This window comes from Neptuniibacter sp. QD48_11 (assembly GCF_047778095.1).
In the GTDB taxonomy this organism is placed as follows: domain Bacteria; phylum Pseudomonadota; class Gammaproteobacteria; order Pseudomonadales; family Balneatricaceae; genus Neptuniibacter.
In genome coordinates, this window is the sequence record NZ_CP180551.1 from 1793704 (window position 1) to 1808008 (window position 14305).

1 protein-coding gene (cut by a window edge) is annotated in these 14305 nt (G+C 46.9%); it reads right to left on the reverse strand.

Features of this window, described 5'->3' with window-relative positions; genetic code table 11:
* Window positions 1-14305, reverse strand: partial view of a Calx-beta domain-containing protein gene (locus ACMXYU_RS08245; RefSeq protein WP_415901089.1) — the 3' portion only. The gene runs 20135 nt beyond the window's last position; only the last 14305 of its 34440 coding nucleotides appear in the window; its start codon lies off the right edge, out of view; the stop codon is at window positions 1-3.

The following is a 14305-nucleotide window of genomic DNA, read 5'->3' on the forward strand; positions in this document are numbered from 1 at the left end:
TTATTTTTTGCTGGATTTTGGCGCTACAGGTGAGTTGCCCCAACCAATCATCGGTTTACCAAGACTAGGTTCCACCTCTTCCGGTAATTCTCTATCATCGAATAACCATTCTGATACAAAACCTGAATCTGCATTGTCTGTTTCAGAAACATTATCTGAGCCTTCATTATCAGAATCACTGAAATCAATATATGGAAGCTCTAGCTCATCATCATTGTGATCATCCTGCGTGAATGATTGTCCAATTAGATCACCTGCGCTTGGAGTATTACCTTTAGTGAAAGCTATATCCCTAGCTGCTACCGTGCCTTCTGATTTGATCTGCTCGATACCAGGAACATCCTCAGGAACCATCATGTTGAGCAATTGATGACCACTCAAGGCAAGGTGTGCAACCTCAGTTCCTTGCAACTCATCTGCTGCCAGAATGGTTGTATGGAAGTCTTCGGAGTCATCGTGACTATCAGGAAGTAGACGAATGCCGGTACTCAAATGCTCGGCCATCAATTCTGAATGTTCAGTTGTATCATGATCGAAGCCAAGGAGATGGCCTATTTCATGAGAAATAACACTGAGTAGATCCATTGATTGAGCTGCTTCATCGTTTCCGATAGCACGTAAAGAGCTTTCAGATGTTTTAACGATAAATTCGCTGTCCTCTTCTGGGGTGCTATCGATAAACCAGCCAAAGCCTGCTGCATTGATGTCGATCACAATGGTGTCAGTCCCTTGAGCTTCACCTAGCGTGTTACCTTCTAGATCTTCGATACGAACATCGATGGTTTGCAATGTTTCAAGCTGTTCTGCACTGAGTTCACCGGTGTCTATCCAGCGGCTAATAGCTTCTTCAACGATTGGCGCTAGCTGATCGTCTGTGACCACTGTTGGGTTTTCAATAGAATTTGGAGCGCTGTGTTTAGCTTCCATTCTATTGTCATCATCCAATATGGTTATCACAGCCTGATTATCAGTGAGTACGATTCCGTTTGGATTACTAAAGTTAACAGTGAAGGTTTCATCACTCTCTCTTGAACGGTCACTGTAGACTCGTAAGTTAATCGTTGCGCTGGTCTGACCCGCAGCGAATGTTAGTGTGCCTGATGCGGCTTGATAGTCATTATCAGCAAGTGTTGCGGTACCGTCTGCAGTGCTCCAGTTTACGCTGACTGATTCAGTCGGTGCAGATGAGAGGTTAACAGTTAGGCTGATATTTTTATGTTTTTTGTTACCTTCGTTGACTGAAAGATCACTGACTGATAGCTCAGGCGTGCTAGTTGCCGGTTGATCATCGTTTGTAATGGTAATCACCCCTGAACTATCACCAATTACAACGCCAGAAGCGTCGGATAGCTCTACAGTGAAGTATTCATCACTCTCTTCGTTAGTATCACCATAAACCTGAACCGTAATATCAGCACTGGTTTGACCGGCCAAGAAGGTTAGCGTTCCAGAAGTCGCTTGATAGTCTCCATCACCTAATGACGCGGTTCCATCTACGGTGCTGTAATTGACAGTTACTGTTTCGGTGAGCGCTTCAGAAAGGCTGACCGTTAGGATCGCAGCAGATGCGCCACTGTTTCCTTCTATTAGCTCGACGTCACTGATAGTCAGTTCTGGTTGAACTGGCTGTTCAAGCTCAGGGTCATCAGTGCGTACAACCACATCATCGAATGTAGTTTCGCCATTTTTACTGTACAGACCGAAGCGACCGTCTAATACTTGGGCATTGAATGCAAAGTCGACTCGTGCAATGTCGTATTCAGATCCAGCTTCGCTAAGCGTTGCGGTGACTGTAAGGCCTTTGAATGAGAGATCGATATCATAATCATCGCCAACTTGCAGATCGCCAGAAACTTCATAGCTATCATCGACGACCCAACCACTCGCTTCTGTGTGGTGACCTACAACCAGAGCATTGCTATCTACATCCAGAGCGACAAATTTGAAATCATTCTCGCCATAGTAATCGAAGATGATGCCACCATTAGTTTCGGTATTTAGTGTTGCTGCTAGTTCTAGAACAGAAGAAACATCAAAACCGTTGCTGAGTCCGAGATTAACTAAGCTGATGACGTGCTCATTAGTATCTGCAGTTCCTGTATAAGCGCCGTTAATAACAGTCCAGTTAGCTGCATCGACTGGTTCGAATGTTAAGTTATTAGTACCGGCGCTAAATCCTTCTGTAACTTCAAATGTGATTTCTGGTGGTAGCACCTGAACTGCCACATTATCGAAGGTGCCACGGGCATTATCAGAACCTACACCGACTAAACCACTATTCAAGCCATAAACAAAGCCATCAGGATCGACTCTAGGGTCAAATGTATGAGTAAAGTACTCGCTGCCATTAACAACCAAGGTTGCGGTTGTGCCGTTGATTGCGAGGAGTAAGTTATAGTTACGATCAGGTTTTACTTGTACCGGAGATTGGACATCAACTATCCAGCCATCTGCTGTACGGCGACCCATTTCGAATTTGTCATTGGAGACATTGATACCGGCAAATTTGAAGTCTTCTGGACCTTGATAATCGAAAATCAGATAAGCATTAGCTTTCCAACCACCTGTAGGTTTCTCTGAACTTACAGTTGCTGTGATTTCAAAGTAGCTAGGCAGTGCATCGTCGATATAGAAGACACTGGCCGCATCGCCACCGAGTGAATCCGCAGCAACACTTAATCGACCCGCTTGCACCTCGAAGCTACCGCTATCAGTGAAGAAGCCTTGTGACTGGCTATTTAAGCCATCATTGAAATCAGCGCTGCGAAGTACATCACGACGACCGCCTGGGATGTTACCTGGTTGTGGATCAGTTGGACCGCCGGTCTGATCTTGCCATAGACCGTGATCTTTCTGAGTAATCATGCCCATTTCGCCGTAAGGCTCGGCTTGTAGGTGCGCCACGTTACTATATCTGCTGGTGGAGTTTTGCGTACCTACATCTGCGGTACGGGTGATATCTGCACCATCACTCGCCGCTTGTGCCCAAAGGAAGTCATATAAATGAGGAGGAACTTGACGACTTACGGTAGCTATACCAAATGGAGCGAACGGAACAATGTAAGAGTTATATTCACCTACCCAATCGATTAAGCGATCGCCACCGGTATTACCGATAAGGATATCGAGACCAGCGCCACCAAAGACACGATCTTCGTAAACGATATGGGTATCTGGTGCATCATTTAGACCATTGGTTTGGTCATAACTTGTGCCTGAACCACCGGTTACATCATCAGCGTTCATGAGGTCATTACCCCAGCCACCGTAGATATGGTCGCGGCCAGTACCGCCGACTATCCAGTCATTACCTAGATCACCGAATAGAACATCATCACCGTCGCTTTCGCGATCTACTAGATCACCGATTGGTGTGCCATTTGGAGCGAACTCAATGTAACCCGCTTCAGTAGCACCCTCGTTATCCATTGCATTTAGGAAGTAATGTCTTAAACCATCAGGGCTTACAGCATCATCTTTCCAAACGCTGTCATCATGATTGAACAAGATTAGACGACGTGGATCGTATTCATCGTATAGATAGAATTCACCCAATCTGCTTTGTACAGGTTTAGGTGCATTCCATGGGTCTGTGTCATCACCGAACAACAAGATGTCATTAGGATTATAAGGTCGACTGAAATCAGTTCGGATTAGATAATCGATTTCAAGGTTATCATCGATCACAGGCGCGTAGGACTCAGGTAGCGCCTCAGCACCACTCATAGCATCATCACCTGCACCACCATGGATAAAGTCTTTGCCTAGACCACCGAAGATGATGTCGTCTGCAAAGATTGGGTTGAAGAATGGATCATCAATACCTGGAGCTAGATCGAATGGGGTTAGATCGACCGATTTTTTCAGTTCGAACTCAATATTGATGGTCTCTGTCTGTACCTGTCCTGGTGTGTAGATAAACTCATTCAGTACGTCGCCCTGACTCGTACGCGTATCAGGATCTCGGTCTAGCAGCAGTTCTACACCGTAAAGGGTTTCTTCTCTGCCTTCTGTCGCGGTATTACGGCTGGTAAAGATGCGACCATCATCACCAAGAATACCGTCGATACCTGTGCCACCGGAGATCCAATCAAATCCCCAGCCACCGATGATATCGTCGTCATCAGCATCACCGAAGGCGATATCATTACCACCGCCTAGGTAGATAAAGTCATCACCAGTACCACCGTGGATCTCATCATTACCACCAATATCCACTTTGGCGAATATGCTGGTATGAACTGAATCACCAAACATTTCACGGTATGCAGGATCGCCTAGGTCTTCTAGCTCGAATAGTTCAGGTTTGAAGTCAGCACCGCCCGGTGTGTAATCCAGTAAGCGGACGCCACGAACGATAATACGTTCGTCGCCACGGTCTTCGCTACCTTCAAAGTTCTGATCGTAAGCATATTCTAAGTAATCATCACCTTGGGTGTTTACATCAATTCCGTCGGTACCGACGAGTCTTATGATGTCGCCGTTATCACCAACAATGGTGTCTGAATCGCGGCTATGGCGACCTTCATTAGTGGTACCATCGGTAAGTTCAGTAAAATCGCCATTCTCATCGATATTAAAGCCGTTGTTTCTATCGATTTGCGTGCCGGCTCCGCCGAAGATCATGTCGCCTTTATCAGGGCGATGGTCTGGAGTAATTAGGCTAAAGTGAGTTGAAGAACCACCAACAAGGTCATCTTGACCTAAGCCACCGAAGATAACGTCTTTACCGCCACCACCTTCGATATAATCTTCTCCGTCACTAGCAAGCTCTGTACTAGCGATAACGGTGAGTGGACCCACTGGGTCTTCCGCTCCCATTCTTTCTCTTGCTGCGCCTATATGGGCCTCTGCATCGACAGCGCTATCGATAGAGCCATCACCTTGGATTATGTCGTGGCCGAGTTGACCGAAAATGGTGTCATGTCCTGCACCACCTGCGATGTAATCATTACCGAAGCTACCGACGCCTTCTAATCCTGAATCGATGGCAAAGTTATGATATTCAGCGTAATCGATCTCATATTCAGCCCACCACTGCGGACCATTTGGATCACGGTAGTCACGAAGTAAACCATCAGTTAACAAGCGACCAGATGATTCACCGCTCAATGGTGTTTGACCCGGACCATCGCCGTAGGCATAGAGAGGATCTACGCCGTCAGGAAGATCACGGTCAGTACGAGCGTAAATCAAGGTGCCCGCAAGAGTCTGGAAGCGAGCATTAAGAATATCGTCCAGAAGATCACCATCGACGACTACGCCATCATCACCAGCCATACGGGTGAGACTAACCATGTCGCCAAAGATCAGATCATCACCCTCGCGACCATCAATCATGTCATGACCAGAACCACCAATTAGCACATCAGCAATGGATGTACCGTAGATAATGTCATCTGCGCCGTTTTGCGGTGATAGTGCGTTGATTTCTAGCACTGTATTGAGTTCAGTAGTCTGGATTTTCTGCAATAGTGGCAAGACGCCTGCAGGAAGCGGAACTATAGCATCAAGATCAGGCTCGTTTGGATCGTGAACAAACTGGACAACCTCACCGTGGTCACCAAATATGATGTTCTGGCTATCAATAATTCCAGCATCTATGCCATCGACACGGCCATCACCTTCCAATGTATCCTGACCTGCGATCAAGTTGTCACTGACAGGATATGGAATTCGAACTGGCGCAAAGGTTTGATCACTTGAGCCAAGGTTCGGATTGATAGAAGGCGCAGGATTGTTATCGCTCGCTGTGATATCCAGTGCTCTAGTGAAGATGTTGACGTTAATACCACTGTCGCCGTAGATATGATCGACACCACGCTGGCCCAAGATAGTATCGTTACCCGAACCGCCTGCTAGATGATCACCTGCTTGGCTACCTATAATCAGGTCGTTGCCTGCGCCACCGTAAGCAGTAAAGCCAACGGTTGGCATATCCCGATCAGAAACACCGGCAAATAGCTGCGAAGCATCGATGATATCGTGACCAGCAAAGTTGTATGGATTAGCGAGTGGGAATACCCATTCATTATCCTCGTTCTGACCATCTGGTAAGTGTGGGAACATATCAAATGGTTTGTCACCAAACTCTTGGCCTAGTCGATCGAACGAGTGACCGGAATACCAAACACCGTCTTGGCTGGTATCACCGTAGATCACGAGAGGACTATCTGGTCCTGCACCGCCTGTGACGATAAAGTGATCGCCGCCAATCTCTGAACCAATATCGGTAGTGATATCAGTTCGAGTAATAGTCACTGTAGTGGATTCAAGCGCACATTCGTGAATGGCAGCGCCTTGGAGATGTATTTCAGTTGTTGTGACGCTCTCTATAGTAAAGCCACCTGCTATACCTTCTAGGTAAATAACCTGACCTGCTTCAAATCCATCTGCTTCCCAGTCTCCACCATCGGAGCGCACTAGCCGATCAACGATCAGTTCGACCTGTTCGACTTCGGTTACAGTAGTTTCAGCGATTGATAGATGGAGGTTTATATTGCTGATAGTACCGCCAGCAAACGCTGAGCCTGATAGAATCATTGCAGAACCAGCACCCCATGTTGCGAATTGATCGCCGGGGTTGAGGCTTTCATCTGCGTCAGCAAAACCGATAACTTCACGGGTTTCACCTTCACTGCCTACCTGAATTAGCTGGCCGATTGCATAACCATCGTCTTGCCAGCTTCGGCCATCGAGGCGAGTTAAGATATTATCGCCATCAACGGTTGTTGCGTCGTAGTCACCTATAGTTTCGATGAATAGGTTACCGCCACCATGAAGGGTTGTGAGACTACCGTGCGGACCTTGCACCCAAATCAGCTCTTCACGGCCTTCCTCTGTTTCAAGCTCATCGCCGAGCAGTGTCATGCTGGAGCCATCTATATCTAATACTCGGTATTGAACTGCTGAATCAAAGCCTCCTAGTGAAATCAAATGGCCTTCTAGGAAACCATTATCTTCCCAGTTTTGGCCGTCCTGACGGGTAAGAACGCCACCTTCATTATTGCCTGCAACATCAAGCACGAGCGATTCGATTACCAAAGCATCAACCGCAGTCAGACGAATGTCACTTGTGCCATCGAATAGCGGTACTGGTGTAGCGCCTGCAAGAACAAGGATTGAGTTGTCGTTTGGATCCTGAACGTCAACGGTACCACCATTGCCATCAGTAACCTGAATAATGGCATCTAGCACTTCAACTACGGTCCAGCTACCGACATAACCATCAATAGTGACTTCTTGCCCAGGTAAGAAACCTTGTGCTTTCCAGTCATAACCCGCAAGGGTAATCGTGCCGCCGCCGTTGATTAGATCAGGTTCTGAGGTAAAGGCGTTTTCAGCAGAAACAAAGGCTGTTGGGTTAAGCGTACCGGTAACTTCTAAACGGTCATTACCTTCGCCGAGCATTAGATTGAATACTTCGATGCTACTTTCGGAATCGTTAGTACCGAAGCCTTCAGATCCTAGATTGATTTTACCGAAGCTAATACCTCCTGGAACGACGATATTGCCACCACCCGAACCTTCACCGAAGGTTGGGCCGCTGACTGGACCGAAATCGAGATCCTCAGCCATACCGAAGCCTTGAAGGGTTGTTTCAGTTAATATGCCACTACCATCAGCTTGGCTTGAGTCATTAAATATATTCAAGACATCGATCTGCTGACTTTCTGGAGGCTGAGCGCCAATGGCGATCAAGAAGTCGTCTGTTTCACCCGGTAGTTTGATACCATTGGTCAACGAGCGATCAGCGCCTGTTGGTCCACCTTCAACCGCCAATGGGCCTCTGAGTTTAGATAGAAGATGGTTTGAAACTGGGAATATTTTCACGCCTTCGCGTGTTGGAGGCACGGTGTAATCATCGTCCGCTTGCAACTCGACAGTTTGCATATTGTAGTAATCTGCATCAGTGAATGTTGCTAGCGGTGCGATTCTTACAACGGTCACATCATCAGCTACGCCATCGCCTAGCCAAGTTGCGTCTAGGTCAGATTCAACACCATCAATGGTCACGTGGATCAGTTGCAGTTTGCTATCCTGACCGTCGTTGTCACCACGAATCAGCTGAACTTTGGCTTCTACGTCGACCTCGACACCATTGGTATCACTGATACGAACCCACATGCCTTCGAGGAAGCCTTCAGATAACCAGCCTGCTTGCTCGCCTTCCAGGCCTCTATCTAAGAACTGGCCTGGGAAGAAGTCAGGATTGGTCTCTTCGCCAAAACTAACCTCTCCAGAGTAGATAAAGGCTTCAGCGAGATCAGAAAGCACAATTGGGTCGACCGATTCACCATCAGTGCCCCAAGGTGTGGCTAATGTTGCAGTTAAGGTTAGTGTTTGACCATCTTCAGATACGGCGAGCACTTCATAATCGCCATCATTGGCGCTGCCACCTATTCTGATGGACTGACCAGCTACAGGGATTAAGTGACTAATAGCAGTAGCGTCAACAGAAACTCCATCTTCTGTCCAACCCCCCAGTGCCGTGAGAGTAATGGTTGTTGCACTAACAGAGAGGATTTCATAATTACCGTTGTTGTTTGAGAAGCCCCCTGCACCTGTGGCATCAATAGCAATGGTTTGTCCTGCGGCAAAACCGTCTGCGGCAAAGTCACCTGAACCTCTTGATAGTGTTAGATTGGTTCCATCATCGCCAAAGGTAACAATATCGTTAAACAGCTCTTGGGCATCGAAGCTAGCACCGTAGAAACCTTCATCGGCAAAGTTACCAAAGTCAGAGCCGGTACCCCTAGTGAGTGTGAGATTAGTACCGTCATCGCCGAAGATGATATGACCATTAAAGATCTGATTAGCCTGCAATCCTCCAATGGCTGCATAATTTTCCGGTGTGATCGCTACACCGTCGATCTCTATTACATCGGCTAAACCATCAGTGAGTACAGCAACTTGGACTTCACCTGTGGGCGCACGGGTTAGACGGAGTTCATAAGTATCGGTTTCACCGCTGCCTGCTGGAATATCGCGGATTAATTGAGTAGATCCGCCACTTTCGATCACTACAGCGCCTGAGGTTTCGTTATCGTAAACTTCAACATCAAGAAGCTGCAGTCCAGAACGTAAGTTCGGGAAGATGTAATCAGCATCTGTTGTGTCATCGTTACGTTCAAACTCTACAACAGCAAGCTGGAGATCTTCTCTGACGTAATCGTCGCGCGCCTCAATACCAATGTTAATAGCATCATTCCAATCAGGGTCTACCACGCCATCAACGAAGGTAAAGGTAGCCTGACCGATAACGACGCGGTCATTGACTGCGTCATAGACAGGGTCGGTAAATAGCTCGAGGCGGCTATCAGCATCAGGATTGGTGAATTTGATCGCTTTATCGGCGAAGTCATTCAATACAATATCAACCACCACTTCACTGCCAGCTGCTGGTTGCATCGCTAGTTGTAGTCGAATTTGATCGTTGAGTTGAGTTGTTGCATCGCCTTCAACCACGATTGTTTGACCGTCTACCAAGCCGTTTTCATCTATCTCGGTAATCAGTACCCCCGGTGTATCGTTATCAAGTACTGTAACTTCGACATTACGGACATCAGCCGCATCGTAGATATCAACGTTAGAGATAACAGAGTGTTGAATGACTACAACGCGATCTCCTTCAGATCGTTGGTCGTCTGGTGCGAACATATAAACGGACTGTTCAAGGTTCCAGTTGGTGTGATCGAAGGTTAGTACGACCGCTCTGTTATCAATCTGAGTAAGCACACCATTAATCATCACAGAGCGTTGGAAGTCAGCGTCAGTGATTAATGCGCCTGGATCGGTAGTAGATAGCCAGATGCTATCGCCAAGGGCATCTACTAATGGATCTGGGTTCAGATCGTAAGGCTGTCCAGTGGCTGGGTCGATTGTTCTCTCTTCTTGAGTAGAGCGCGCTGCAGATACGGTTACATAAACGACCTCACCTGCTGCAAGTTCTTCTGAGAGTCTTACGGTGTAGAAGTCACTGAATTGATCCGCTTCTAGCAGCTCTTCCCTAACGATGCTTTGACCGGAGCTTGTATCACCTGCTGCCTCTTCATTAATGACGACTAGACCTTCAAGTGCGGTAGATACGTTGTAGTCGAAGCCATCAACCACAAGACCGTTGTAGAGAGGGTCGTCGGAAGATACTAGATGATCAACTGCACCTGAAACGCCTTCAAGCTCGCGGGTAACAATATCTTCGACAACATCGCCGCCAACATTGATGGTGTCAGAGCCTAAACCACCGATTACCCGGTAAGCGACACCAAATGCTGTGGATTGAACGAAGAACTCGTCATCGCCTTCAAGACCATCAACTTCAACTACCTCAATGGTGGAGTAACGAACATTTAAGCCAGCACCGTAGATACCATCTTTGGTGATGGCTATGTCATCTGGGAATTCAGTGCCGAGGATGACCAGTTTATCGAAGCCTGCACCACCTTCTACCGAAACTGGCGCGTTAATGTTGTATCGAACCTCATCCTGACCACCTCCTGCTCTGATATCTGGTGCTTGAGCCACCGAGAAGCCTAATCCGATCTGAGGTGTAGCAACGCCCTCTTCATCGAGAACAATAACATCATCAGTTGGATCTTCAGTAAGTAGAAGATCAAGGAAGTTAATACCGCCATCACCGTTAACGTCGAAGACTGGATTGCCACCGCCATCGGTTGGTAATGCCGCTTCAAGTGCGACGCCATTGTCCAATTGAGCAAAGGTGATCACGCCATCTTGAAGATCTTGAAGAATCTTAGCACCGGCTTCAAGGTCCGCTTTATCGATGACACCGCTATTATCGAAGTCAAAGTCGACTGTAGCAGCTAATGCAAAGGCGCGAACGATAAATAGGTCATTATCATCATCGCCCTCTAAACGAAGTTCTGCTTGGTTAGAGTAGACGCGGAACTCATCGTTGCCGCTACCACCTTGTGCTACCAGTGGTGCTGTTGCGCCTGCAGACAACCAGCCTCTTGTAGTTGCTACTAAATCTGGGAATACATCTTGCTCGAGCAAGTTACCGTCAGCAGTATCACGTTGCGCACCGAAGATCTGGCCGATTTGGAATTGATCATCGCCAGCACCGCCGTCGATAGAGGTAATCACTGTAGTATCATCAACGAAGAAGGCATCATTACCGCCTCTGCCTTCAACCAGTAAGCGACCATTCAAACCGGTGTCATAGTTGATACGTTGAACTTCATCACTATCTTCGTTGTTTTGAATAACATCGCCGTATTCGGCTAGATTTCCGTGCAAGATGGCAACATATCCCGGACGATCTGTTGTTTCGTTTGGAAGGAAGGCTGCTGCACGCATCAAGAAGATATCGTCAGTCGCGTAAGCATCTCCATTTGTGTCAGAACCGCTATTAGGGCTATCGAAGCCAAAGATACTTAGCTCGTCTACGCCATCATTCTCAGCGCCTGTATCCAGTACATTGATGACGTAATTACGTTCATCTTCACCGTTACTGCCCAGAGAGTGAACTTCGTAATAATCGGTGCCTGCCTGACCATCGAGCGTTAATGTGTGCTCTGCATCAGATACGGTATTTGGTCCAGTTGTGGTTGATGTGTCTTGTAAGAAGTAGACCACCATTCGGTCTTCACCATCTGCCAATAGTGAATCTAGATCCGCACTACCGTGAACGCGTGTTTTAGAACCGAGGAAGATATAGCCATCATCACCCTGCTCAGTATCACCGCTAGCGCCTGAAAGATCACCAAATTGAATGTAATCGGAATCATCATTACCCCAGATACTGGTGAGATAAACGGGCGCTGTATAGGTTGGAATTGCTGTGCCAACAGGATCACCGGAAGTCACATCAGCTCCAGCGATAATCCGGCCTCTTAGGGTCATATTAGTACCATAATGGTCATCAGCATTGTTGTGATCACCGAAGATGTCGATAGTTTCTTTAGCTAGAATCTCGCTATTTTGATGAAGATCGACATTGTCACCGACCAATAGAAGTACTGAACCACCTTCTGCGAAGATCTGACCATTTAGAATGTTACGTGGAGCATCGGGATCTAAACCCGGTAAACGACTGATACTTTCTGCAAAACGAGCGCTGCCTGATTCTAGTAGGATCAGATGCTCATCTAAATCGGCAGATTCTCTCACCGTTAGACGAATATCGCCGGTATAGGTATGGGCTAGAACCAGACTCAAATCGCCGTCTGTTTCAGTGAGGTAGATATTATCGGTTGCTTCTAGACCAACATCGTCGACGTTTGCAGCTGAGCCAATTCGGGAATTGATTTCCACATCATTCGAGCTACTACCGATATCGGAATAATCGCCGTTAGCATCAAGATCTATTGTTTGACCTAGGATATTGGCTGCCTCATCACCTGCTCCGCCGTTTCTTGCATCTCTGATTGAGCCATCAGTTGTTCTGAGTGATACATTTTCGTCACTGTGAACTGTATCTAACTCTAGTGGACCCGTTAGTTCATCGATATAGATGCCGCCATTGAACGGCGCATTTATATCGAAGGCATTAAGCACGCCGTTACCGTTATTGCGATCAACATTGATCTCTAAGAAGTCATCTTCTGTGCCTATTCCACCAAATAGTGGTGCTGGGGTTTCATCAGTGATTACACCGGAGTTAAGGGTAATGTTTACCCCAGACACATCAACCGTTGTAGCCGCACCCGAATCGGTATCAGCATCGATGATTCTTGCACCGGAATTTAGGGTGACATCATCTTCGGTCGAATGGATGTGGCCAACCAACATATCACCGATCAGCTCATCCGCAATGATTTCGCCATTAGTGGTTAAGAATATCTGAGGTGTACCATCTGGAGGTGTACCACCACTCCAATCAACATCAGTATTGATGATGAAGTCGATTGTTGTATCAGGAGTGACATCAACAGAGACATTGGAGCCGTATGGTGCGCCAGTGATCGAAGTGGTTCGATAAGTTCGGTTTTCTGCTCCGGTATAGCCGTCATTACTGTCAACATGGCCAATATCTATATCATCACCAGCGCGTACTTCCGTGAACGTATAGACTGAATCCACTTCGGTGTGACCTGTGCCGTAGGTCTGGCGAACCCAGTTATATAAGGACTCACCCTCTACATCTGGGCTGAAGTGATCCCAGTAAATTCCGCTACGGCCGTCAGGGTCAAACAGACCTGGAGGATCATAGGTGCTGACATTCACACCATCGATAGGCGCCCAATCATCACCGGCTCTGGAGTCATTGATAATCACATCGACATCATCACCTGCGGTAATCCGGTGGATGGTTATATCGAGACTGTCAGTTTCGGCTGGATCTTGAGAGCGATCATGCAAGGTAATATCCAAAACGGTGTCACTACCGGCATCTGCTTCAAGATGAATCTCTTCAAGTGCTGGAGTTACATCGTTACTGGTGGCATGGATAATTCTGACTAATTCCACCATTAATGGCGTGCGGCCATCACTGGCATTCTGATTACCTATATCACCACTGGCATCGACATCAAGCGTATTGGTTCTGATTAAGCCTTCATCGAAAATAGCCGTTGGAAGTACGCCTTGTTGAACGACCAAATCACGTTCATCAACCCTGATATCCCCGCGTTGGTTCTCAATTACAGTATCACCAATAACATTATCAATGCCGCCTAAGAGTATGATATCGCTATCGTTATTATTTCCAGCTATGCGATTTCTGATTTCAACTAAGGTTCTTGGGTAAGTGATATCTAAATCAAATTCAAAGGTATCGCCTGGTGTTACTGGGTCTAAGGATACGTTGTTTACAGACGCTGGATTAAAGCGGATATCGTCCACTTTAATATCTACGGCAGCCGATCCATCATGAGTATCTATATGGTTTATAACGAGGTCATATTCCGAGTCATTGATGATTCTGACACTGTCCCAAGTACGCTGACTTTCTACTAATCCACTATTACCCCAGATAATGCCATCGGTGCCGTTCACGTGGTTGGCAAAGAAGGTTAATTTACCGGCTTCGTTGTAGATAATGTCGTCGAGAATAACTTGGTTATTAGCGGCACTGAGTGTATTGCCAACGACCTTACCGGTATTACTGCCTAAGAATTCAATGTTAGTTAGACTGAGTATTACTCCGTTTTCATCGATAACCAGCTCTGGGTTAGGTTCACCAAGCAATACTACGTGGGACTCCCAGAAGATATGACGATCTGGTGTACTACTAACAGTCTCATCTTCATCAATATCTACGCTCAATACGTTGAAACATACTTCTAGATCGTCGACCCCAATACACACTTCTAGATCTGGCAAATTAGTTATGCTGTCGGCG